The organism is Thermodesulfobacteriota bacterium (genome assembly GCA_035325995.1).
GTDB lineage: Bacteria > Desulfobacterota_D > UBA1144 > Nemesobacterales > UBA2774 > JADLGH01.
The window spans coordinates 154016-176328 of the sequence record DAOKYU010000002.1; the positions used below are offsets into that span (position 1 = coordinate 154016).

At 57.5% G+C, this 22313-nt stretch carries 24 protein-coding genes and 1 pseudogene; 12 read left to right on the forward strand and 13 right to left on the reverse strand.

Annotated elements, in window-relative coordinates:
* Positions 1-8: 8 nt before the first annotated feature.
* From PKC29_03595 to PKC29_03635, 9 genes are all read left to right on the forward strand, one after another.
* Positions 9-524 carry an ATP synthase F0 subunit B gene (locus PKC29_03595; GenBank protein ID HML94497.1) on the forward strand — a complete coding sequence of 172 codons (516 nt, stop codon included), beginning with the start codon at positions 9-11 and terminating at the stop codon, positions 522-524.
* Complete coding sequence (locus PKC29_03600) at positions 521-1078, forward strand: ATP synthase F0 subunit B (GenBank protein HML94498.1); 558 nt, start codon at positions 521-523, stop codon at positions 1076-1078. The genes PKC29_03595 and PKC29_03600 overlap by 4 nt, the downstream gene beginning before the upstream one ends.
* Positions 1057-1599 carry an ATP synthase F1 subunit delta gene (atpH, locus tag PKC29_03605; protein ID HML94499.1) on the forward strand — a complete coding sequence of 181 codons (543 nt, stop codon included), beginning with the start codon at positions 1057-1059 and terminating at the stop codon, positions 1597-1599. Before PKC29_03600 ends, atpH begins: the two co-directional genes overlap by 22 nt.
* A 32-nt stretch (positions 1600-1631) precedes the next feature.
* Positions 1632-3146 carry a F0F1 ATP synthase subunit alpha gene (gene atpA / locus PKC29_03610; protein ID HML94500.1) on the forward strand — a complete coding sequence of 505 codons (1515 nt, stop codon included), beginning with the start codon at positions 1632-1634 and terminating at the stop codon, positions 3144-3146.
* Positions 3147-3164: 18 nt separating this feature from the next.
* Complete coding sequence (atpG, locus tag PKC29_03615) at positions 3165-4049, forward strand: ATP synthase F1 subunit gamma (GenBank protein ID HML94501.1); 885 nt, start codon at positions 3165-3167, stop codon at positions 4047-4049.
* Positions 4050-4077: 28 nt separating this feature from the next.
* Entirely contained in the window at positions 4078-5478 is a 1401-nt protein-coding gene (gene atpD, locus PKC29_03620) for a F0F1 ATP synthase subunit beta (protein ID HML94502.1), read from the forward strand.
* A gap of 102 nt (positions 5479-5580) precedes the next feature.
* Positions 5581-5832 carry an ATP synthase F1 subunit epsilon gene (gene atpC, locus PKC29_03625; protein HML94503.1) on the forward strand — a complete coding sequence of 84 codons (252 nt, stop codon included), beginning with the start codon at positions 5581-5583 and terminating at the stop codon, positions 5830-5832.
* Between the two features lie 147 nt (positions 5833-5979).
* Positions 5980-6777, forward strand: a complete 798-nt coding sequence (locus PKC29_03630; protein HML94504.1) for an enoyl-CoA hydratase — start codon at positions 5980-5982, stop codon at positions 6775-6777.
* Positions 6778-6934: 157 nt separating this feature from the next.
* Positions 6935-8017: a hypothetical protein gene (locus PKC29_03635; GenBank protein ID HML94505.1), complete on the forward strand. Its 1083-nt coding sequence runs from the start codon at positions 6935-6937 to the stop codon at positions 8015-8017.
* A gap of 184 nt (positions 8018-8201) precedes the next feature.
* Here the strand turns inward: PKC29_03635 and rplS are convergent.
* From rplS to PKC29_03675, 8 genes and pseudogenes are all read right to left on the reverse strand, one after another.
* Positions 8202-8534, reverse strand: a pseudogene (gene rplS / locus PKC29_03640) (50S ribosomal protein L19).
* Positions 8535-8549: 15 nt separating this feature from the next.
* Positions 8550-9854, reverse strand: a complete 1305-nt coding sequence (gene trmD, locus PKC29_03645) for a tRNA (guanosine(37)-N1)-methyltransferase TrmD (GenBank protein HML94506.1) — start codon at positions 9852-9854, stop codon at positions 8550-8552.
* 28 nt (positions 9855-9882) lie between these two features.
* Complete coding sequence (gene rimM / locus PKC29_03650; protein HML94507.1) at positions 9883-10398, reverse strand: ribosome maturation factor RimM; 516 nt, start codon at positions 10396-10398, stop codon at positions 9883-9885.
* 20 nt (positions 10399-10418) lie between these two features.
* Positions 10419-10658 (reverse strand): KH domain-containing protein, encoded by a 240-nt coding sequence (locus tag PKC29_03655; GenBank protein HML94508.1) that lies wholly within the window; start codon positions 10656-10658, stop codon positions 10419-10421.
* Between the two features lie 85 nt (positions 10659-10743).
* Entirely contained in the window at positions 10744-10983 is a 240-nt protein-coding gene (gene rpsP, locus PKC29_03660) for a 30S ribosomal protein S16 (GenBank protein ID HML94509.1), read from the reverse strand.
* A 45-nt stretch (positions 10984-11028) separates the two neighbouring features.
* Positions 11029-12363 (reverse strand): signal recognition particle protein, encoded by a 1335-nt coding sequence (ffh, locus tag PKC29_03665; protein HML94510.1) that lies wholly within the window; start codon positions 12361-12363, stop codon positions 11029-11031.
* A 223-nt stretch (positions 12364-12586) separates the two neighbouring features.
* Positions 12587-13774 carry a PQQ-dependent sugar dehydrogenase gene (locus PKC29_03670; protein HML94511.1) on the reverse strand — a complete coding sequence of 396 codons (1188 nt, stop codon included), beginning with the start codon at positions 13772-13774 and terminating at the stop codon, positions 12587-12589.
* A 34-nt stretch (positions 13775-13808) separates the two neighbouring features.
* Entirely contained in the window at positions 13809-14528 is a 720-nt protein-coding gene (locus PKC29_03675) for a metal-dependent hydrolase (GenBank protein ID HML94512.1), read from the reverse strand.
* A gap of 87 nt (positions 14529-14615) precedes the next feature.
* On the opposite strand from PKC29_03675, the gene PKC29_03680 reads away from it, so the two are divergent.
* Genes PKC29_03680 through serS form a run of 3 tightly spaced genes read left to right on the forward strand, consistent with a single transcriptional unit; the run spans position 14616 to position 17811 of the window.
* Positions 14616-15053 (forward strand): archease, encoded by a 438-nt coding sequence (locus PKC29_03680; GenBank protein ID HML94513.1) that lies wholly within the window; start codon positions 14616-14618, stop codon positions 15051-15053.
* A 37-nt stretch (positions 15054-15090) separates the two neighbouring features.
* A complete protein-coding gene (locus PKC29_03685; protein HML94514.1) occupies positions 15091-16524 on the forward strand; it encodes an RtcB family protein in 1434 nt (477 codons plus the stop codon).
* Between the two features lie 6 nt (positions 16525-16530).
* On the forward strand, positions 16531-17811 hold the full coding sequence (gene serS / locus PKC29_03690; GenBank protein HML94515.1) for a serine--tRNA ligase: 1281 nt from the start codon (positions 16531-16533) through the stop codon (positions 17809-17811).
* A 70-nt stretch (positions 17812-17881) separates the two neighbouring features.
* Here the strand turns inward: serS and PKC29_03695 are convergent, their stop codons facing one another.
* The 5 genes from PKC29_03695 to tsf form a co-directional block, all read right to left on the reverse strand.
* The gene (locus PKC29_03695; protein ID HML94516.1) at positions 17882-19765 is read right to left on the reverse strand and encodes a PAS domain S-box protein; all 1884 of its coding nucleotides are present in this window, start codon (positions 19763-19765) and stop codon (positions 17882-17884) included.
* Between the two features lie 181 nt (positions 19766-19946).
* Positions 19947-20192: a hypothetical protein gene (locus tag PKC29_03700; GenBank protein ID HML94517.1), complete on the reverse strand. Its 246-nt coding sequence runs from the start codon at positions 20190-20192 to the stop codon at positions 19947-19949.
* 129 nt (positions 20193-20321) lie between these two features.
* Entirely contained in the window at positions 20322-20876 is a 555-nt protein-coding gene (frr, locus tag PKC29_03705; GenBank protein HML94518.1) for a ribosome recycling factor, read from the reverse strand.
* Between the two features lie 10 nt (positions 20877-20886).
* On the reverse strand, positions 20887-21633 hold the full coding sequence (gene pyrH, locus PKC29_03710) for a UMP kinase (protein HML94519.1): 747 nt from the start codon (positions 21631-21633) through the stop codon (positions 20887-20889).
* 12 nt (positions 21634-21645) lie between these two features.
* Positions 21646-22251, reverse strand: a complete 606-nt coding sequence (tsf, locus tag PKC29_03715) for a translation elongation factor Ts (GenBank protein ID HML94520.1) — start codon at positions 22249-22251, stop codon at positions 21646-21648.
* Positions 22252-22313: the final 62 nt, after the last annotated feature.

The following is a 22313-nucleotide window of genomic DNA, read 5'->3' on the forward strand; positions in this document are numbered from 1 at the left end:
TTCGATTAATGAGGCTAACAAGCTTTAAGATTACTGCGCCCCTCGGGCTCCTGCTGCTCGCCGCGGCCGACGCGAGCGCGGCCTCCGGGGACCTTCTAAGCGTAGACTACACCGTATTCATCGAGGTCGTCATATTCGTGGCGGCGATAATAATATTGAACGCGCTCGTCTTTCAGCCGTTCCTGAAGCTCATGGACCGTAGGGACAGGCTCACCAGGGGGACGATGGAAGAGGCCAGGGAGCTCGAAGCCAAGGTCAAGTCGATTATCGAGGAATACGAGACGCGCCTTGCCGATGCGAGGTCCCATGCGCAGGAAGAGAGGATGAGCATAGTGAAGGAAGCGCAGGACGCGGCCACCGGCATTGTGTCGAAAGCGAGGGAGGAAACCACCTCGTTGATCGAAGACGCCAGGAAGAAGCTCGAAGCGGAATCGGAATCCATAAAGCAGAAGCTGAGCGGCGACGTAGAGCTTCTGGCGAAAGAGATATCTTCTAAAATTCTCGGCAGGGAGGCCGGAGCATGACCGAATTCGGAATAATAAATTTTCTACTCACGGCGGCCACCGAGCACCACAACACGTTTAACTGGAGGTTCGCTACCGAGCACGCGGTGAATCTCGTGATTCTCCTTCTCGTGCTCGTTTATTTCCTCAAGACCCCGATCCGGAACTTCCTCGTCGAGAGGCGGAGCAGCATCGGGCGCGAGATAGACGTCGCCGAGAAGACGATAACCGAGGCCAGGGCCAGGTACGAAGAATATTCGAAGAGGCTCGAGGGCATAGAGGCCGAGATAAGCTCCATAAAGGAAAGCCTCAGGACCCAGGGCGGGAAAGAAAGGGACGAGATACTCAGGGTCGCCGGGGCCGCCTCGGAAAACATGAAAAAGGAAGCGGCCGAGTCGATAGCCCTCCAGACCGAAAGGGCGAAAAGGGACATACAGTCCGAGGTGGCCGACCTCGCTCTCTCTCATGCGCGCGGCCTTATCGCGAAGAGCCTGGGCGATGCGGACAGGGAAAAGATGGTAGCCGACTTCACTAAAAACATAGAGGACGAAAAATGGCATCAATCGCAACACTGAGGGACCTCACTGAAGCGCTCACCGAAAGCGCGCGCGAGGAAGGAAAGCTCGATAAAGTTACCTCCGACCTCGAAGATTTCTTCCACCTTCTCGGTGGAGCGGCCGGGGTGAAGAACATTCTCTGGAGCTCGACTTTCGAGTTCGGGGAAAGAAAGGGGATAATCGACGACCTGAGCTCGAAAAGGGGTTACGACAAGCTGACCGTGAACTTCCTGGTCCTTGCGCTCGAGCTCGACAAGCTCAAATCCCTCATTCAATCCGAAGAAACGGTTTTAAGAAAATTACGCAAGGCGTCGGGCAGGATCCGCGCTGAGATCATAACGGCGTCCGAGCCTTCGGAGGCCGAGATCGGCAGGATAAAAGGGGCGCTGGAGAAAGTTGCCGGCGGCGGCATCGACATCACGACCAGGGTCGATCCGTCCATAGTCGGGGGGATCGTCGCGAAGGTTGAAGATAGGGTGTTCGATGGTAGTATAAAGACCCAGCTTGAGAGGATAAGGGGCGTTCTCACGCGGTCCTGAAAGCCTTCTACTCATACAAGGAGCGAAGAAATATGCAGGAAATCAAGATTGAAGAAATAGGTCAGATACTAAAGGACCGGATCAAGGGTTACGAAACCAAGATCGAGACCTCCGAAGTCGGGACGGTTATTTCCGTCGGCGACGGTATCGTCAGAGCCTACGGGCTCGACCGCGCGATGGCCGGCGAGCTCGTCGAGTTCGCAAGCGGCATCATGGGGCTCGTCCTTAACCTCGAAGAGGACAACGTCGGTATAGCCCTCTTCGGAGAGGACACCGAGGTCCAGGAAGGCGACATCGTAAAGAGGACCAGCAGGATCGCCGAGGTCCCCGTCGGTGACGACATGAAGGGCAGGGTGGTCAACTCCCTCGGTCAGCCGATAGACGGCAAGGGCGAGATAAAGGCGGCGGAAACGAGGCCGATCGAAATCAAGGCCCCCGGCGTCGTTTACAGGCAGTCCGTTCACGAGCCGCTCCAGACGGGTATCAAGGCTATCGACGCGATGATCCCGATAGGCAGGGGCCAGCGCGAGCTCATCCTCGGCGACCGCCAGATCGGTAAGACGGCAATCGCCGTAGACACGATAATCAACCAGAAAAGTGAAGACGTATACTGCATTTACGTCGCCATCGGGCAGAAGCAGTCGACGGTGGCGCAGGTAGTGGACAAGTTAAGAGAGCACGGCGCCATGGAATACACGACGGTAGTCGCGGCCAACGCCTCGGACCCGGCTCCTTTCCAGTTTATCGCGCCATACGCCGGATGCGCCCTCGGCGAGTACTTCAGGGACACCGGAAGGCACGCTCTTATCATCTACGACGATTTGACGAAGCACGCATGGGCGTACCGCCAGCTTTCGCTTCTCCTGAGGCGTCCCCCGGGCCGTGAGGCTTATCCCGGAGACGTTTTCTACCTCCACTCGAGGCTCCTCGAAAGGGCCGCGAAGATGAGGCAGGAGGACGGCGGCGGCTCGCTGACCGCGCTCCCGATAATCGAGACCCAGGCGGGCGACGTTTCGGCGTACATTCCGACGAACGTCATCTCCATCACCGACGGCCAGATATACCTCGAGAGCGACCTCTTCTACTCGGGCGTAAGGCCTGCTATTAACGTCGGTCTCTCGGTTTCCAGGGTCGGCGGCTCGGCCCAGATAAAGGCGATGAAAAAGGTCGCCGGTACACTCAGGCTCGAGCTCGCGCAGTACAGGGAGGTCGAGGCGTTCTCCCAGTTCGCATCCGACCTCGACAAGGCCACCCAGGCCCAGCTCGCAAGGGGCGGACGTCTCGTCGAGGCGCTCAAGCAGGGCCAGTACGAGCCGCTCCCCGTCGAGAAGCAGATTCTCATCATCTACGCTGTCTCGAACGGCTACGTAGACGACTACCCGATAGACAAGGTAAGGGCCTACGAGAAGGAGCTCTATTCCTTCTTCGATACGAAGTATCCCGAGCTTCTAAAGGATATAAAAACGAAGAAAGAAATCGGCGACGACCTCAGGGATTCGATCTTAAAGGCGCTCGACGAGCTCAAGGCCCAGATAGGGGAGCTCTAGTTCCGCCCGGGAGATTAAATGGCAAGCTTAAGACAGATACGTTCCAAGATTAAAAGCGTGAAGGGCACGCGCAGGATCATGAGCGCCATGAAGCTCATCTCGGCCGTAAAGCTGAGAAGGGCCCAGGAGCTCCTCATGTCCTACAGGCCCTATTCCGAGGCCTTCCTCGAAATAACGAAGAGCCTCGCACGGAAGTGCGACCGCGAAGCGCATCCGCTTCTCAGGAGACCCGAGGAGGCTAAAAATCTCCACCTCGTCTTCCTCACTTCGGACAGGGGGCTTTGCGGCAGCTTCAACTCGAACCTCATAAGGAAGCTCGAAACCTACATCGTCACGGAAGGGAAGAAGTACGAGCACATAAAATTCACCTTCCTCGGACGGAGGGGCCTCGACCACTTCTCGAAGGGGCGGTTCCCCATCGCGGCGAGCTTCACGGGAGTCACCGAAAGAAACTACGCCGAGATAGCGGAGAGTGTCGCCTCCGAGCTCGTCACGGAATATGTGAAGGGCAAGACCGACGAAATAATACTCGTTTACAACTTCTTCAGGTCGGCCCTTACGCAGGTGATGACATACGAGAAGATCCTTCCGATAGAATCGGACGAAGAGGCGGCCGAGGACGCCGTGGAAATAGATTATCTTTACGAGCCTTCGAAGAAGGCCATATTGAAAGAAGTTCTTTCGACCTACGTCAGGGTCCGCGTGGAGAGGGCGATAAAGGAATCGCTCACGAGCGAGCACGCTTCGAGAATGACCGCAATGGAAAACGCCACGAGCAACGCGGACGACGTCATAAAAAAACTTACCCTTTTGGCCAACAAGACCCGGCAGGCCATGATTACGACAGAGCTCATGGACATCGTGAACGGTACCGAGGCCTTAAGAAAAGGAGGAGCAGACTAGCATGGAAGCCACCACTAACGGAAACAAAATGGGGAAAGTCGTTCAGGTCATGGGGCCTGTCATCGACGTCGAATTCAAGGAAGGCGGGCTGCCTCCCATTTACACCGCACTCAAGCTGACGAACCCGCTTTTGAACGACGAACAATGGAACCTCATCGTCGAGGTCGCCCAGCAGCTCGGTGGAAACCGCGTGCGCTGCATAGCGATGGACTCGACCGAGGGCATAAGAAGGGGCGAGGACGCTCTCAACACCGGCGAGGGCATCACGGTGCCCGTCGGCAAGGAGTCCCTCGGAAGAATCCTTAACGTCGTGGGCGAGCCCATAGACGAGATGGGGCCCGTCAACACCGCGGCCCGCTGGCCGATTCACAGGGAAGCCCCCGAGTTCGTCGAGCAGAGCACGAAGCTCGAGCTGTTTGAAACGGGCATCAAGGTTATCGACCTCATCGCACCGTTCCTCCGCGGAGGTAAGATCGGTCTCTTCGGCGGCGCCGGTGTGGGCAAGACGGTTCTTCTCATGGAGCTCATTCACAACGTCGCCAAGGAATACGGCGGCGTGTCGGTGTTCGGCGGCGTCGGTGAGAGAACCCGTGAAGGAAACGACTTCTGGATCGAGATGAAAGAGTCCGGGGTTCTCGCGAACACGGGCCTCATATTCGGACAGATGAACGAGCCCCCGGGCGCGAGGGCGAGGGTCGCTCTTACGGCTCTTACGCTCGCCGAGTATTTCAGGGACGAGCAGGGTCAGGACGTTCTACTCTTTATCGACAACATATTCAGGTTCACCCAGGCGGGCTCCGAGGTGTCGGCGCTCCTCGGGCGTATCCCTTCCGCCGTTGGTTACCAGCCGACGCTGGCTACCGACCTTGGAGAGCTCCAGGAACGAATCACCTCGACGGTCAACGGCTCTATTACCTCCGTCCAGGCTATTTACGTTCCCGCTGACGACCTTACCGACCCGGCCCCGGCGACGACGTTCGCCCACCTGGACGGTACCATCGTTCTTTCGAGGCAGCTGACCGAGCTCGGCATCTATCCCGCGGTCGACCCGCTCGACTCCACGTCGCGAATCCTGGATCCGCTGATCGTCGGGCAGGAGCACTACGAAATCGCACGCCGCGTGCAGGAGGTCCTCCAGCGCTACAAGCAGCTCCAGGAAATCATCGCGATCCTCGGCATGGACGAGCTTTCCGAGGAGGACAAGCTCGTCGTCGCGAGGGCGAGGAAGGTGCAGAGGTTCCTCTCGCAGCCGTTCCACGTCGCGGAGCAGTTCACCGGCACGCCCGGAAAGTACGTTCCGATCAAGGAGACGATCGCCGCGTTCAAGGAAGTCATCGACGGCAACCTCGACGACGTGCCCGAGCAGGCCTTCTACATGGTGGGCAACCTCGACGAAGTGCACGAGAAGGCAAAGCAGCTCGTCGCCTGATAAATTGAAAACGAATGTTCGGCAGGGGGCGCGGCCGGTCCGCGTCCCCGGATTTAACGCGGCGTCGCATCGCCCGGGCATATAGATTCAAAGGAGAATAAATTGCCGGATTTACAGCTTCAGGTTATAACCCCATCGAGGGTCATAGTGGACGAAATAGTAGACGAAGTCGTCGCGCCGGGGGTTCTGGGAGAATTCGGAATCCTCCCCGGGCACGTCCCGTTCATCACCCTTCTCGCCGAGGGCGAGATAAAGTACAAGAGGGGTTCTTCCGAGCAGAAGCTCTCCGTCGAAGGCGGACTTGCCGAAGTAAGGGACGACAAGGTCACTATTCTCACGGACGGGGTCGGCTGACGCGTCCGGCCCGCCGCCGCGGCCACACCGCCCGCGGTTTCATCCACCTCCACCCTTGTAATGCCGTCCGTTTCCGGGCGGGTATTTGAACCTACCTCGCCATTCCATATATAATTTAAAGAAAATATTTCATCTGGAGATCCTTTCATGGCATTGGCTGAAAAAAATCCGGAAGCCCTCGTGGTCCGTAAGGACGACGGCGCGGTCCGGAATCTCGTGATCAACAGGCCTTCGTCCTATAACGCCCTATCCATAGCGTGCATGGAGGCGGTTATAGCGGAGTTCGAAGCGCTCCCGGATGACAGGTCCGTAAGCGTCGTCATACTCTCGGGGGCCGGGAAGGGCTTTTGCGCCGGGCATGATTTAAAGGAGATGCGCGGGAATCCCGAAAAGGAATTCTACGAGAAGACGTTCGACACGTGCACGAGAATGATGCTCTCCATCGTCGATTGCCCGAAGCCTGTGATCGCCAGGGTGCACGGCGTCGCGAGCGCGGCCGGGTGCCAGCTCGTGGCTACGTGCGACCTCGCCGTCGCCGACGAAGGCGCGAGGTTCTCGACGCCCGGTGTGAATATCGGTCTCTTCTGCTCGACGCCCATGGTCGCTCTCTCTCGCAACGTCTCGCGTAAGCACGCGATGGAGATGCTCCTCACCGGGGATTTCGTTACGGCGCAGCGTGCGTACGAGATGGGGCTCATAAACAGGGTCGCCCCCTCGGGAGAGCTCGACGCCGCGGCAATGGAGCTCGCTTCCCGGATAGCGTCCAAGTCGCCTCTTACCCTCAAGACCGGCAAGAAGGCGTTTTACGAGCAGATAGACAGGGACCTCCGGGGCGCTTACGAGTACGCTAGCCGCGTCATGGTGAAGAACATGATGGCCCGCGACGCCGAAGAGGGCATAGACGCCTTTATCGAAAAACGCGAGCCGCGCTGGTGCGGGGAATAGCGGGGCTTCACCGTTTCTTAACAATTGAGGGTTATCATTATAGGCCTTTCTCGAAGGCTCTGGTATAACTTGCCGGCAAGGCCGGGGGGTGCGCTGTGCGAAGCCGCTGTAAATAGAGCGGAGAGGGAGGGAAATATAAAAGGGTGGTGAATCGTATATGCGTCAGATGCTCTTTTCATCGTTCGCTGCGTTAACATTCCTGGTGGCCCTGTCAGGCGCCGCGGCTGCGGAAACGCCTTCCATACCTGCGCTCATAGGGAGCAAACAGGTGCTCGTCGTGGGCGAGTCCTATGGGCGGCCCGAGTCGGCCCGCTTCGTGTCGTCCTCCGTCTCGGCTTATTTACAGGGAGGGGGGTGCCTCAAGGTCGGCCTCGAAATCCCCTCCGACCAGCAGGACGTTCTCGACAGCGCCATGAAGGGCGAAGTCCCCGTTTCAGATATAAAAATAAACAGCATAATAGACAGCCCCGCGTACAGGGAAATGCTCGCGGGCTTCAGCGGACACGTGAAGGCGGGCAGGTGCCTCTCGGTGAAGGCCATAGACGTTCCGCCGTCGGTGCCGGTCTCGCGCGACGGATGGATGGAGAAGATGGCGACCGAAATGGCCGGCGACACGCCTGTCGTCCTTCTCGTCGGCAACGTGATGGCCGTAAAAGAATCCGGACACTCCGGCGAGGGCGCGCTCCTGGCCGAGCGCCTGTCCGACTCGTCCGTAACCGTCGCTTCCACGCTTCAGTACTGGGGCCCCGGGCAGTGTGCGGACAGGACGTCCGAGTACATCACCGTATCCGATGCCAGGGCAGGGGATTACCTGAAGGAAACGCTGTCCGCGTCGGACGAGGAAGGACAGGTAGACACGTCGCTCGCGGCCGACGGCATTATCGTCTGGAAGTGCGAGGGTGTGGAGGAGAGCGAAACCCTGGCCGTGGATGCGGGGAAGGGCGGCCTCATGGCCGAAGAGGAAGAGGCCACCGCGACTGAAGAGAAATCGGAGACCGTGGTCCGGGACGAGAAGGCTCTCAAGAGGATAAGGTGGGGCATCAAGAACATCTATCCGGCGGTCGGGATGACCAGGGACGAAGCCGTCGAAGCCATGCGAAAGGAGCCCGACAAGATCGCAAACATCACCGGCGGCGAAAGATGGACGTTCGAATGCACGGATTCGGACGGCTATACGCACGACTGCTTCGTGCTCGACTTCAGGGACGACATCGTCGTCAGATTCAGGGACCTGCAGTAAAATAAAAATAGAAAGCCTGAGCTCCGAAGCGTACGGTCCGGGGCTCAGGCGTGTTTTTCTGTTTGGTTGCAAACAGCCGGTAAACGGTTTCCGCTTACTGTGCGGGCTCTTCGGCGGCCGTCTGCTCGGGCGTGGGAGCGTTGTTGTTCCCTGACTTCCCGCCCGGAATGTCGTACCTCGAACGCTCCTTGATCCTGCTCGCCTTCTTCGAGCGGCCCCTCAGGTAGTAGAGCTTGGCCCTTCTTACCTTGCCCATTCTCTTGACTTCGATCTTGGCTATGAGCGGGGAGTGGAGCGGGAAAATCCTTTCCACACCTACGCCGTAGGATACCTTCCTGACGATGAATGTCTCGCGAACGCCGCCGCCCTTCTTGGCTATGACGACGCCTTCGAAGACCTGGATCCTCTCCCTGTCCCCTTCCTTGATTTTATAATGTACGGCTACGGTATCACCGGGGCGAAACTCCGGAAGATCCGACCGCATCATCGATTTTTCTATTTCCAGTATTACGTTCATATTACTTCTCCCTCGTCATATTGTACACGAAAACAACCTGTCGAGAATCACGGCGGCCGCGCTTCTGACCGACAGGTGGTTATACGCCGTAAAGCCGCTTACCGGCTTCAGCGTGTAATCGGCGCCGGCGAGTATCTCTTCCGCCAGCCCCCAGCCTGTCCCGAAAAGTATCAGATAAGGCCCGCCGTCCCTCTGGAACATCTTTTCCCTGAGCTCCCCGTACCCTATCATGTCATCCCTCGGGCGGGCGTCCGTGACGACCACGGCCGGCTTCCGTCCCTCTATCCTTTCGATGTCCTCCACGGCCTCGGAGAGCGTGTCCCTGACTTCGACAATCTCCAGAGCCTCCGACCTCGACCTGTTGGAAGACTCGCCGTCTCCCCCGTTCCAGTGCCTGAGCACACGGCCGATGAGCTGCTTCTGCTCCGCATTCGGCTGAACCAGGTAATACTTCCTGATGCCGTACGTCGTGGCGGCCCTCGCGATATCGTGCACGTCCAGGTTGGTGAACGCGGTGTTTATTATCGTGAACCGATTATTGTATACGGGATAGTGAATTAATGCAATATACGCCCTGAAAAAAGGGGGATTCTCTTCCTTGAGCGTGTTTATGTAGTCTACGTCCCCCCGGGAGAGCTTCGCCCTGTCTAAGAGGTCGGGCCGCGAGATATAGGTCCTTCTCAGGCTCTCCTTCCGCCTCCACTCGTCTATCTCCCCGTGGTTGCCGGACATAAGAACCTCGGGGATGTCTCTATCCCGGAAGCTCTCGGGCCTCGTGTACTGCGGATATTCGAGGAGGCCGCCGTTGAAGGAATCCGCCTCAGCCGACTGCTCGTTCCCGTGGAACCCGGGGAGGAACCTGGAAACGCTGTCTATGATAACCGCCGCCGCCGGCTCGCCGCCCGAAAGGACGTAATCGCCCACGGATATCTCCCTGTCTACGTAAATCTCCCTCACCCGGTCGTCTATGCCCTCGTACCTGCCGCAGATTATAATCAGCCGGTCGTATCCCGAGGCGAGCTCCCGGGCGTCCCTGTCCGTGAAGGGCTTTCCGGCCGGGGTGGTGAGTATGACGACGGACCTCCCGCCCCCCTTCTTCGCGTCCTCGACGGCGGCGCCTATGGGCCCGGGCTTCATCAGCATCCCGCCCCCGCCGCCGTAGGGGGAATCGTCCACAGTCCTGTGCCTGTCCTCGGTATAGTCCCTTATGTCGCGGGCAGTGATTTCCAGAATGCTCCTCTCCCGCGCCCTCTTAAAGAGCCCGATGGAAAAGGGAGAATCGAAATACTCCGGGAATATTGTCAGGATGTCGAATTTCATTTTCGGGGATTTTATCTAAAGATGCCGATTATGTTTGTCCGAGGAGGCCTTCCACAGGCGTTATCACGATTTTGGAGTTTTCGAGATCGATTTCCTTTATTATGGGCTCCGCAAGGGGTATCAGTGCCTCGGCCTCTCCGTCCCTTACGACGAGGACGCTCTGATGCGCCCTGTCGATGAGGTCCTCTACCTTGCCGATAAAGCCTCCGTCCTCGGTGTAAACGTCGAGTCCGATGAGCTCGAACCAGTAATACTCGTCCTCTTCGAGCCCTTCGAGCTCGTCCGTATCGACGAGGACTTCTGAGCCCCTGAGCCCCTCGGCGTCGTCTATCGAATCCACGCCCTCGAGCTTTACTATCGCGGCGCCCTTATGGAGCCTGCAGCCGCTTACCGTAAGCCTGTCCGGCTCCCCCGAATCTTCCCTGTCTATGTAAATATAATTGATTCCGGGAAGGTTGTCCGGCCGCCGGCTGAAAGGTATCAGCACCACCTCTCCCTTTAACCCGTGCGGCCTGGTTATTCTCCCGTAATTGATTAGCCCCATATCGACTGAAGGGTTTATGCTTATTCCAGTATTTCCAGGACCGCGCGGCGCTTCATCTTCGCGGCGGCGGCTCCGAGAATCGTCCTAATGGCCTTGGCTGTTTTCCCCTGTTTGCCAATTATCTTCCCCAAGTCCTCAGGCGCTACTTTCAATTCGAGTACGGCCGTCTGCTCACCTGCAACCTCTCTTACCTCGACTTTATCCGGGTTGTCAACAAGAGACTTAGCTATATACGAAACGAGCTCGTTGAGCTTTTCCATGACTGATACCTCCCCTGTATTATATCACCGCTGCCCACTCGTACTCTCAAATGTGGATTACCTTTAGCCTGGCTTCGTTTTATCATTAAGCGTTAAGCGTAGATATCAGCTTGCCGACCCTCTCGGAAGTCTGTGCGCCCTTGCTGACCCAGTCCTGCACCCTGTCGGTTTTCACGTCGAGAACGTGCGGCTTCTTCCTGGGATCGTAAGTCCCGAGTATTTCAAGAAATTTGCCGTTACGCGGGGAGCGGGAATCCGCAGCGACAATCCTGTAAAAAGGCTTCTTTTTCGAGCCGATTCTAACGAGTCTTATTTTAACCAAAATGCTTATACCTCCTTGGGATATTCAATATTATAAAATTAGCATAGATTACATATACTTCATCATTCTTTTTGCAACCTTTCCCATCTTCCCCATGTTCTTCATCATGTTCTTCATCTGCATGTAATTCTTGATCATCCTGTTTATGTCTTCGACCCTCGTGCCGCTGCCGCGGGCTATCCTTTTCCGGCGGCCGCCGTTGATTATCGTATGATTGAGCCTTTCGCCCGGGGTCATCGAATCGATTATCGCGATCGTCTTCTTAATTTCCTTTTCGGCCGTCTCTATGGCCTTCGGGTCCTTGGCTATCTGCTTCATACCGGGGATCATCTGGGTCATGCTGTCGAGCGAGCCGAGCTTACGCATTGCGAGCATCGCCTCTCTGAAATCGGCGAGCGAAAACTCCTTCTTGAGGAGCTTTTTCGCCATTTCCTCGGCCTGCTTGTCCTCGAACGCAGCCTGCGCCTTTTCGATGAACGTAAGCACGTCGCCCATCCCGAGTATGCGCGACGCTATCCTGTCGGGATGAAATACTTCGAGGGCTTCGAGCTTTTCGCCCGTTCCGAAGAACTTTATCGGCTTTCCGGTAACGGCTTTTATCGATAACGCCGCGCCGCCCCTGGCGTCGCCGTCCATCTTCGTGAGGACGATGCCATCGATGTCGAGCGCCTCGTTGAAGCTCGTCGAAACGTTGACGGCGTCCTGGCCGGTCATCGCGTCCGCGACGAGCAGGACCTCCTGGGGGTTGACCTCGGCTTTTATGTTCTTAAGCTCCTCCATCAGCTCTTCGTCGATGTGGAGCCGGCCGGCGGTGTCGATGATTACGGTATCGTACCCGCCGAGACGGGCCTCGTTCATTGCCTTCACGCTTATATCGACCGGGTCTTCGCCGGGCTGCGTGTCGTAAATCCCGACCCCGACCTGCTTCGCCAGCACTTTAAGCTGGTCGATAGCCGCCGGCCTGTAAACGTCGGCCGGGACGAGGTAGGGGTTTCTTTTCAGCGTATCCTTCAGATACCTCGCCAGCTTGGAGGAGGTCGTCGTCTTACCCGAGCCCTGGAGCCCGACGAGCATGATGGCGACGGGCGGGGCCGCCTTGAGGTCGAGCCCCTCGCTCTCCTTGCCGAGCACTTCCTTAAGCTCTTCGTGAACGATCTTGACGAACTGCTGCCCCGGGGACAGGCTCGACATGACTTCCTGCCCGAGCGCACGGGTCTTTACGGAATCGACGAACTCCCTTACCACCTTGAAGTTGACGTCGGCTTCGAGAAGGCTCAGGCGCACCTCGCGGAGAGCGTCCTGTATGTTGCTCTCACTGAGCTTGCCGTAGCCCCTTACGCGCTTTAAAGTATTGTTAAGTTTTTCCGATATTCCTTCGAACATGGCTTCCGGAAGACAAAGCTCTCCCCTTATTTATGGAAGGATAATTATTAGCATAGAGGGGGTATGTTGTCAATTTTAAACGCAGATACAATCGTTACGAAACGGGCGTCCGGAGGCCGTTTCGGGAAGTTAATTATTTAGTGTCCACCGGTCCGTCCGGGGCGGATCGTTTAGAATCGACACCAATTGCAGGAAATTTGTAAATCTCGCCGCAAGCTCGGTGTCAATCTTCTCCGGGCGCGAACCTGTACACGCTCCCGTCGATGAGGCAGACGTAGGCCTCTCCATCCTCGTCCGTCCCGAAAGTTGTCACGGAGGAGGGGCCGAAACGGGTTACCTCTTCGTTATCCGTCACAGCGGCCCCGTTCCATTCGAGCGCCCATACCCTGCCCGAGACATAATCGCCGTAGACGAACTTCCCGAAGAGCCCGGGCAAGTCTCCGCCCCTGTAGAAAAGCCCCGCGATGATCGCGCGCCCGGTTTCGGGCCCGTATTCGAATATCGGTAGCTCTTTGCCCCCGGTATCGCATCCAGTGGGAGGGTTGTGGCAGAGAGAGCCCTCCATGACGTCCCATCCGTAATCCCCGCCGGGCTCGACGAGGTCGATTTCCTCCCTCGACGAATCGCCGACGTCGCCCGCGAAAAGCGCCTCCGTAAGTGGGTCGAACGCGAATCTCCACGGGTTCCGGAAGCCATAGGCGTAGATCTCTTCTCTCCAGCCCTGCGTGTTGCCGGCAAAGGGGTTATCGTCCGGTATGCCGTAATCGAGGCCTTCGTCGGGGTTATCGACGTCGATTCTCAGTATGGAGCCGAGTAAGTTCGTGCGGTCGCGGCTCGTCGAGCCGGCCCCGCCGCCGTCGCCTGTTGCGATGTAAAGGTATCCGTCCGGGCCGAACGCAAGCTGGCCGGCCTTGTGGTTGGTCGCCTGCGGCTGGGGTATCTCCAGGATGACGACCTCGCTCCCCGGGTCGGCGTCGTCGGGGTCGCCGCTTACGCTGAAGCGTGAAACTACGCTCCTTCGCGGCCCGTCGGCGACATAATATACGTAGAAGTGTCCGTTGTTCCCGTAGCCGGGATGAAACGCTATCCCAAGAAGGCCGCTTTCGCCCGAATGAAAGACCTTGTCCCGTAAGTCAAGGAATGTCCCGCTTCCGCCGCCGGGCCGGATGACGCGGACCGTTCCCCTCTGCTCGACGACGAAAATCCGCCCCGTGCCGTCGCCCGCGTTCTCGAAATCGACGGGCAAGTCGAGCGGGACGTCCTCGAACACCCTTACGAGGCTTATCTCCGCGTTTCCGTCCCCACCCCCGCCGCCATCGTTGTCATCGCCGTCACCGCCGCTCTCTCCGCAGGAGGCGGCGATGAAAAGAAGCATCGCGAATAACAGGAATAAACCTTTCCGCGTTTCCATAATCCGCCCCCGTTACCCCTCTCTGCGTATAATCCTAGCTCAGCGTCTCGCCCGGCTTGATGTCTATTATCTCGAGGCCGGAGATGTCCTTCGTGAGCTCCCTTAATTTATCCGGCGTGCCCGTGAGAGACGGGAACGTCCCGTAATGCATCGGAACGACCTTTTTGACGTTGAGGAACCTGCAAGCATACGACGCTTCGAGCGGCGACATCGTGTACAGGTCTCCAATCGGGAGGAATGCAACCTCCGGCTTGTATATCTCGGATATGAGCTTCATGTCGCTGAATACAGCCGTATCGCCCGCGTGGTAAACCCTGAACCCGTTCTCGAACTCGATTATATAACCCACCGGCTCGCCGCCGTACGATATAGTGCCGTCCTCTTCGAGAATGCCGCAGCTATGGTCGGCGTGCACCATCGTGAACTTTATCCCGTCCATGTCCTGGGTGCCGCCCTTGTTCATTGCGAACGTGTTCGTAAGGCCCCTGTTCTCGAGCCAGACGCACGTCTCGAAGATGCCGACCACCCTGGGGTTGTGCTTTTGACCGAGCGGGACGGCGTCGCCTATATGATCGAAATGCGCGTGAGTCAAGACCATTATGTCGAGCTCGTCGACGTTCTTCAGGCTCTCCGGGCATGCCGGGTTGTTATGCACCCAGGGGTCGATGATTATCGTCTTGCCCCCCGGGCTCTTTATCCTGAACGTCGAATGGCCGAGATATGTGAATTCCGTATCTTTATTGAGATTCGTCATTTTCCCCTCCGTTACCGGACGACTGTTTATTGTTTCTAATATAACCGCTCGGCCTCCGTCAATGCAACCGGGCGGCGGCCTGCCCGTATGTTAGACTGTCTGGTGGTGAGCTACGAGATTCTGGAGCACACGGCCGACGTCAGGATAAGGGCTTCCGGGAACGGCCTGGCCGGGCTTTTAAGGGGCGCTGTCCTCGGCATGGCCGGCCTCATAACGGACACGGATAACGTGGAGGCCGGGGAGTCCGCGGCGGTCGAGGCCTCGGGAGAGACGCCCGAGGAGCTCCTCGTCCACCTGCTCGGCGAGGTCCTCTACATCCATTACACGCGGAAGCTGGTCTTCCGCGACGCTGAGGTCGAGGTCCCGGACGAAGGGACTCTCAGGGCGATATGCACGCTCACGGGCGAGGTTTACGATCCGGTTAGGCACGAGCTCGGATACGACATAAAGGCCGTGACGTATCACGGTTTGAAAATAGAAAGCGCGGGTGATAGATTAACGGCCGAAATCGTTTTAGACGTTTGAAAAACGGCCATTTCCGGCTACGCCCGCGGAAAATCATATGAGGATCGAAAAGATACACGACAACCTTTGGGAGATTCCCATGACGGGCGGCATGCTCGTTCCGGGCAGGGTGTATGCGAGCGAAAGCCTGCTCGAAAGGATCAAGGAAGACAAGGCCCTCGACCAGCTCGTAAACGTGGCGCATCTTCCCGGGATAAAAAAATACGCCGTCGCGATGCCGGACATACACTGGGGCTACGGCTTTCCGATAGGGGGCGTCGCGGCTATGGACGCCGGGGAAGGCGTCATATCCCCGGGCGGCGTCGGGTACGACATAAACTGCGGCGTCAGGTTGATGTCTACCGGGCTTTCCGAGCACGAGGTAAGACCTTCATTGAAGAAACTCGTAACCACGCTTTTCAGGAATATACCGTCCGGCCCCGGCGAGGGCGGCAGGATAAAGCTCTCCGAAAAAGATTACAGGGGCATTTTCAGGAAGGGTGCGGCGTGGGCTGTCGAGAACGGGTGGGGCGAGGAGAGGGACCTCGAAACCACCGAAGACAAGGGCCATTTCCCCGGTGCGGATCCCGGGGCCGTGAGCAAAAGGGCGTTCGAGAGGGGGAAGGACCAGGCGGGGACCCTGGGCTCCGGAAACCATTTCCTCGAAGTGAACGTCGTGGACGAAATATACGATCCCGTCGTGGCCGAGGCTTTCGGGCTCCGGCCGGGGCAGGTATGCGTTCTTATTCATTCCGGATCGAGGGGGTTCGGGCACCAGATTTGCACGGACTATATAGACACGATGCTCGGCTACATGAGGCGGGAGGGTCTCCATCTCCCCGACAGGCAGCTCGCGTGCGCCCGCATAGACTCGCCCGAGGGCAGGGGCTATCTCGCCGCCTTCGCCGCCGCCGTCAATTACGCCTGGGTGAACAGGCAGGTGCTGATGCATCTCGCCAGGGAATCCTTCTGCGAGGCCCTGGGAATAACCCACCGCGAGCTCAGGGGGAGGCTCGTCTACGACGTCAGTCACAACATCGCGAAATTCGAGGAGCACCGCGTAAACGGCGAAACCGCGAGGGTCTGCGTTCACAGGAAGGGCGCGACGAGGGCCTTCCCCAAGGGGCACAGGCTCATACCCGAGGCGTACAGGGGCGTCGGACAGCCGGTTTTCATCCCCGGCGACATGGGAAGGGGCTCGTACGTTCTCGTCGGGCTCCAGGGCGCGCTGGACGAGACGTTCGGCACGTGCTGCCACGGCGCGGGCAGGACGCTCTCCCGGACGAAGGCGCTTCGGGAAGGGAAAGGGAGGGACCTCTTTTCCGAGCTCGAAAATAAAGGAATAATAGTGATGGCCTGCGGCAAGAAAACAGTCGCCGAGGAGATGCCCGACGCGTACAAGGACGCGGGCGAGGTCTGCCGCGTGGTGCACGACGCGGGCATAGCCGGGATGGTCGCACGGCTCCGGCCGATTGGAGTGATAAAAGGATAAACGCGCATGCTGGATTCAAAATACGTCGAGGATAATCTGGAACAGGTAATTTCAGGGATGAAGAACAGGGGCGCGGCTTTCGACGCCGGCAGGTTCTCGGAGCTCGCCGCCGAGAGGCGGCGCATCATCAGGGAAGTCGAAGGCCTCGAATTCAAAAGGAATACGGGCTCGAAGCAGTTCGGCGAGCTCAAGCGGAAAGGTGAGCACGAAGCAGCCGAAAAGCTCCAGGCGGAGCTCAAGGCCCTTTCGGACAATATAAAGTCGCTCGACGTGGAGAGGACCCGCGTCGAGGGGGAATTCAGGGATTTTCTCCTCGGGGTGCCCAATATTCCGCACGACAGCGTGCCCGTAGGTAAAGACGCCTCCGGTAACGTCGAGGTGCGGAAGTGGGGCGAGCCGCGCGCGTTCGGCTTTTTGCCCAAGGACCACGTCGAGATAGGGAAGACGCTCGACATAATAGACCTCGACAGGGCCGCCAAGATCACCGGTGCGAGGTTCGCTCTCTACAAGGGTGCGGGCGCGAGGCTCGAAAGGGCGCTCATAAACTTCATGCTCGACCTCCACACGGGCGAGCACGGCTACAGGGAAGTGCTCCCGCCGTTCATGGCCAACAGCGCGAGCTTTATCGGCACCGGCAACCTGCCCAAGTTCGAAGAGGACCTCTTCAAGATAAACAACACGGACTACTACCTCGTCCCGACGGCCGAGGTGCCCGTGACGAACATACACCGTGACGAGATACTGGACGGCGGCGACCTCCCGGTAAAATACGCCGCCTACACACCCTGCTTCAGGAGCGAGGCGGGCTCCTACGGCAAGGACGTCCGCGGAATCATAAGGCAGCACCAGTTCAACAAGGTCGAGCTGGTTAAATTCGCCGAGCCCGAGAGCTCTTTTGGCGAGCTCGAATCCCTCACCGCCGACGCCGCCCGCGTGCTCGAGCTCCTGGGCCTCCCGTTCAGGATAATGCTTCTCTGCACCGGGGACATGGGATTCTCCTCGACGAAGACCTACGACATAGAGGTCTGGGTGCCGAGCGAAAATACGTACAGGGAAATCTCGTCCTGCAGCAACTTCGCGGATTTTCAGGCGAGGAGGGCTTCTATAAGGTACAGGCCCTCCGGCGGGGGCAAGCCGCGCCTCGTCCATACGCTTAACGGCTCGGGGCTCGCGGTCGGGAGGACGCTCCTCGCAATACTCGAAAACTTCCAGGAAGAGGACGGCTCCGTCGTCATTCCCGAAAAGCTGAGGCCCTACATGGGCGGGCAGGAAAAAATTACCGCGTAAGCCGGTTTCGGTCTTTCTTTTAAAGGGGAATGCCCTTAAGGCGCGAAGGACTCCGAGGCGCGTTCGGGCCTCAGGCCGGGATCTCTATGAAAAACGTGACGCCCCTTTCCTCGTTCGGCTTCACCTGTATCGTGCCGCCGTGATCCCTTATTATTCCGAACGATACGGAAAGCCCGAGCCCCGTCCCCTTTCCCTTTGGCTTCGTGGTATAGAAGGGGTCGAATATCTTCTTCAGTACCTTGTCGGGGATGCCGGGCCCGTTGTCCTCGAACGCGATTTCTATGACGGACGGAGTGCCTGCGCTGCTCACTCCGGGCTTGTCCTTCACCCTCGTCCTCACGGTTATGCGCCGCTCGTCCGGCATCTCCATCATCGCGTGCTGGGCGTTGATGATGATATTTAAGAACACCTGCTGGAGCTGGTTGGGGTCGCCGACCGTTTCGGGCAGGTCGGGATCGAGGTCGCGTATTATCTTGACGCCGTTCTTCCTCATTTCGTAATCGGTGAGCCCGAGCGTCTTTTCGAGTATGTCGTTTACCTGTATGACCTCTTTCTGAGGGCTGTGCTTCCGCGCGAAGGAAAGGAGGTTCTGAATGACCTTCTTCGCCCTCTCGGCCTCGCCGTGAATGGACTTTACCGCGTCCGTGGCCTCCTGGCTCATTCCGGACTCGGAGAGGAGCATCTCCGAGTAGCCGATCACGACGGCGAGGGGGTTATTGACCTCGTGCGTGACGCCCGATATGAGCTCTCCTATGGCGGCGAGCTTTGCCGACTGGAGGAGCTGCTCCTGGAGGCTCTTCCTCTCCGTTATGTCGAATATGATGGCGGTCGTAATCGGGCGCCCGTCCACGCGGCACGTGGAAAAGGAAACGTCCACGGGGAATTCCTCCCTCTGCTTATTAAGGGCGGTGAGCTCCGCCGTCGTGCCCCTGAGGGTGGAGACGCCGCTCCCCTTTCCGAGCTCGAGCCTGAGCGCGTCCTTCTGCTCCGGCGGGAAGAGGGAGCCGAACTCGGAATTTATCATCTCGTCGGCCGAGTAACCGAATATCTTCTCCGCAGCCGGGTTGAACAGAATTATCTTTCCGTCGCCGTCAACGGCTATTATAGCGCTCCTGGCCGTCTCGACGAACGACCTGTAACGTTCCTCGGATTCCTTTAGCGCTTGCTGGAGCCTCTTTCTGGAGGTGATGTCGTCGATGATGCTTACGATGCCGATCTGCTTCCCCGAGGCGTCTTTTATGACAGACGTCTTCTCGTACGCCTGAAACGCGCTCCCGTCCTTCCTGAGCGCGAGCCTTTCGCCTTCCCAGCCGACCATAAGGAGCGCCTCGTATATCTTCCCGCTGACTCCGGACGGGTCGTCGATGGGGTAGAGTATGGAATTCTTCTTCCCCATCAGCTCCTCGGGCGCGTAGCCGAACGTCCTTACGTGGGCCGGGTTCACGTACGTGATATTCAGGTTCATATCCGTAATCGTGACTGCCGAGTTAAGGCTGTTTACGGAAGCGGAAAGGAGGGGGCTGTCGCCCGTTATCTTCGCCGTGTCCTGTGCGTCTTTAGGGGCGGTTCCCGTTCTTGAAAGACCCTGTTTTTCGAGGGCTTTGGACGTAAGTGTATATAAGAATTTCTTGTTGAGCGGCTTTTCGATGGACGCGTAGGCCAGGCTCTCGGCTGCCTGTGGCACGGCGGCTTTCCCGCCCGGGACGAGGAGTATTATCTCGGTCTCGGGGGATATGGATTTTATGCCGGCAAGCGCTTCCGGGAGCTTCGACGGGCCGTTACATGCGTCGATTATGGCTACGTTCACGAACCCCTTCTTCAAACGCTCGCCTACAGCGGCGAATGTGGAGACGGGGGCCGTTTCCATTTTAAGCCTCTCCAGGGCTTCTTCAACCTCTCTCCGTGTGGTGTCGTCCGAATAAATGAGCACGGACGGCGCTTTCCTGCGGTTCATCTATAGAAGGCCTTTGCTTCTCTTATTTGCCGGATGCTTCCAACCCTTACGTCCTGATATTTTACACGCTTCCGGAGGGAATTTTATCACTTTTATGAGATTTCGGTCTCGTCGCCTGCTCGGTACATATAGCGGCTTTTTTATACTTCGAATGACGGGCGCCGGTCCTGTTTTCCAGGGGTTACAATCCGTCCATCGGGCGCTTGTACTTTTCGAGCCTGTTCGACAGATAGAGGAATATCGGTGAGAGTATGCAGCAGCCTATGAATACGTAAAGGAACATAAAACCGGCCTCCTCTTCGACCGCGCCCGTCTCCATGACGAGCGACCTGAAAAGTATCACCAGAGCCGCAAATATCGTAACCGCCGCAATCGAGACCGTTACCATGAACAGGTAAGAAAAAAAGTTCGATAATGAGTCTCTCATTCCCCTGACCCTCCGTTGCATTCAGGCCTAATTATATGGCTATTCGTGCCGGCTCACAACGGATTCCGCTGCGGGGCGGAAGTAGGGGGCGGGTGCGGTGGAGGATTAACCCGGCCCGGGCGGGCAACGTCAGATTTCGAGAATTTCCTTTTCCTTCCTCTCGAACCTTTCGTTTATACGGAGTATGTACTTGTCCGTAAGCTCCTGTATTCTATGGAGGAATTTCTTGGCTTCGTCTTCGGGGACGTGCTGGTCCTTTTCGACGTCCTTTACCTTGCCGTTCGTATCCTTTCTTATCTGCCGTATGGACACACGGTAGTCCTCGGCGAGCTTTCCGACCTGCTTGACCATGTCTTTCCTTCGCTCTTCGGTCAGCACGGGGAGAGTGAGCCTTATGACCTTCCCATCGTTTGTCGGGTTTATGCCCAGGTCGGATTTCATGATAGCCTTTTCGATCGCGGATATCGCGCTCGTATCCCAGGGCTGGATCAGCACGGTCCTCGCCTCGGGTGTGGATATGGTGGCGAGCTGGTTTACCGGCGTCTGGGTCCCGTAATAATCGACGGTTATATGCTCGACCAGGGAGGTCGAGGCCCTTCCGGTCCGCATCTTGGAAAGCTCGGAGTCAAAGGCGTGAACCGACTTCGACATCTTCTCTTCCGCTTCGTCCAGTATATGCTTCAAGCCGCTTTCGTCACTCATCTTTATCGCTCCTTACCTTTGTTCCTATCTCTTTGCCCATGATTACTTTCTTGATGTTGCCTCTTTCGAAGAGATTGAAAACAATTATCGGGATGTTCCCCTGCATGCAGAGGGAAATCGCCGTCGCATCCATGATCTTGAGCTCTTTTTGAAGGACTTCCATGTACGTGAGCTCCTTGAACCTGACGGCGTCCTCGTGCTTCATCGGGTCCTTGTTGTATACCCCGTCGACCTTTGTCGCCTTTAGTATAAGGTCGGCCCCGATTTCGAGCGCCCTCAGGGTAGCCGCGGTGTCCGTCGTGAAGAACGGGTTTCCCGTGCCGGCCGCGAAAATGACGACCCTTCCTTTTTCGAGATGCCGTATCGCCCTCCGCCTGATGTAAGGCTCGGCTACCTGTTTTATCTCGAGAGCTGTCTGCACCCTCGTCAATATGCCGTTCTTTTCGAGCGAGTCCTGGAGCGCGAGCGCGTTGATCACGGTCGCGAGCATCCCCATGTAATCGCCGGTCGACCTGTCGATGCCGGTCTCCGCTCCCTTTACGCCCCTGAATATATTGCCTCCGCCGATGACAACGGCTATCTCGGCTCCCAGCCCCGAGACCTCGGCGAGCTCTTCGGATATTGCTTCGAGGGCCTTCGAGCTGATGCCGTATCCGTCGGCGCCCTGGAGCGCCTCTCCGCTGAGCTTAAGGAGTATCTTCCTGTATTTTAAATTCGGTTTGGTTGTTTCGGAGCTCATTGTCCTCCCGGGTTAGTCCAGCGATTCGCCGAGCTGGTAACGGGTAAATCTTCTGACCTTTATGTTCTCGCCGACCTTGGCTATGAGGGCCTGAAGGAGGTCGTTTATCTTGACCTTGGAGTCCCTTATGTATACCTGATCGATAAGGCAGTTCTCTTCGAAGAATTTTTCTATCTTGCCCTCTGCGATCTTGTCCGCTATTTCTGCAGGCTTCCCGGACTCGATGACCTGGGCCTTCATGATCTCCTTTTCCTTTTCGAGCTCGGCCTCGGGAACGTCCTCCCTGCTTACGTACCTCGGGTTGCTTGCGGCTATCTGCATGGCGACTTCCTTCGCGAAGGTCTGGAAATCCTCGTTCCTCGCGACGAAGTCCGTCTCGCAGTTCACCTCGACCATGACGCCGATCTTGCCGCCCGCGTGGACGTAGGTAACTATCGTGCCTTCCGGCGTTTCGCGGCCGACTTTCTTCGAAGCCTTCGCGACGCCCTTTATTTTCAGTATCTCTATAGCTTTATCGAAATCACCCCCGACCTCTTCGAGCGCTTTTTTACAGTCTATGAACGGCGCCCCGGTCCTGTCCCTTATTTCCTTTACCATCTGTGCAGTAATATCGGCCATTTTAGAATGGTCCCTCCTTGAATTCTTGTATGAATCGGACGAATCAGGGAAAAGATACGCTT

What these genes read in the sequence shown, in the direction of transcription:
- PKC29_03595 (HML94497.1), top strand. Translation starts at nt 9, where the DNA reads ATGAGGCTAACAAGCTTTAAGATTACTGCGCCCCTCGGGCTCCTGCTG.
- PKC29_03600 (HML94498.1), top strand. Translation starts at nt 521, where the DNA reads ATGACCGAATTCGGAATAATAAATTTTCTACTCACGGCGGCCACCGAG.
- atpH (HML94499.1), top strand. Translation starts at nt 1,057, where the DNA reads ATGGCATCAATCGCAACACTGAGGGACCTCACTGAAGCGCTCACCGAA.
- atpA (HML94500.1), top strand. Translation starts at nt 1,632, where the DNA reads ATGCAGGAAATCAAGATTGAAGAAATAGGTCAGATACTAAAGGACCGG.
- atpG (HML94501.1), top strand. Translation starts at nt 3,165, where the DNA reads ATGGCAAGCTTAAGACAGATACGTTCCAAGATTAAAAGCGTGAAGGGC.
- atpD (HML94502.1), top strand. Translation starts at nt 4,078, where the DNA reads ATGGGGAAAGTCGTTCAGGTCATGGGGCCTGTCATCGACGTCGAATTC.
- PKC29_03630 (HML94504.1), top strand. Translation starts at nt 5,980, where the DNA reads ATGGCATTGGCTGAAAAAAATCCGGAAGCCCTCGTGGTCCGTAAGGAC.
- PKC29_03635 (HML94505.1), top strand. Translation starts at nt 6,935, where the DNA reads ATGCGTCAGATGCTCTTTTCATCGTTCGCTGCGTTAACATTCCTGGTG.
- trmD (HML94506.1), bottom strand. Translation starts at nt 9,854, where the DNA reads ATGAAATTCGACATCCTGACAATATTCCCGGAGTATTTCGATTCTCCC.
- rimM (HML94507.1), bottom strand. Translation starts at nt 10,398, where the DNA reads ATGGGGCTAATCAATTACGGGAGAATAACCAGGCCGCACGGGTTAAAG.
- PKC29_03655 (HML94508.1), bottom strand. Translation starts at nt 10,658, where the DNA reads ATGGAAAAGCTCAACGAGCTCGTTTCGTATATAGCTAAGTCTCTTGTT.
- ffh (HML94510.1), bottom strand. Translation starts at nt 12,363, where the DNA reads ATGTTCGAAGGAATATCGGAAAAACTTAACAATACTTTAAAGCGCGTA.
- PKC29_03670 (HML94511.1), bottom strand. Translation starts at nt 13,774, where the DNA reads ATGGAAACGCGGAAAGGTTTATTCCTGTTATTCGCGATGCTTCTTTTC.
- PKC29_03675 (HML94512.1), bottom strand. Translation starts at nt 14,528, where the DNA reads ATGACGAATCTCAATAAAGATACGGAATTCACATATCTCGGCCATTCG.
- PKC29_03680 (HML94513.1), top strand. Translation starts at nt 14,616, where the DNA reads ATGTTAGACTGTCTGGTGGTGAGCTACGAGATTCTGGAGCACACGGCC.
- PKC29_03685 (HML94514.1), top strand. Translation starts at nt 15,091, where the DNA reads ATGAGGATCGAAAAGATACACGACAACCTTTGGGAGATTCCCATGACG.
- serS (HML94515.1), top strand. Translation starts at nt 16,531, where the DNA reads ATGCTGGATTCAAAATACGTCGAGGATAATCTGGAACAGGTAATTTCA.
- PKC29_03695 (HML94516.1), bottom strand. Translation starts at nt 19,765, where the DNA reads ATGAACCGCAGGAAAGCGCCGTCCGTGCTCATTTATTCGGACGACACC.
- PKC29_03700 (HML94517.1), bottom strand. Translation starts at nt 20,192, where the DNA reads ATGAGAGACTCATTATCGAACTTTTTTTCTTACCTGTTCATGGTAACG.
- pyrH (HML94519.1), bottom strand. Translation starts at nt 21,633, where the DNA reads ATGAGCTCCGAAACAACCAAACCGAATTTAAAATACAGGAAGATACTC.
- tsf (HML94520.1), bottom strand. Translation starts at nt 22,251, where the DNA reads ATGGCCGATATTACTGCACAGATGGTAAAGGAAATAAGGGACAGGACC.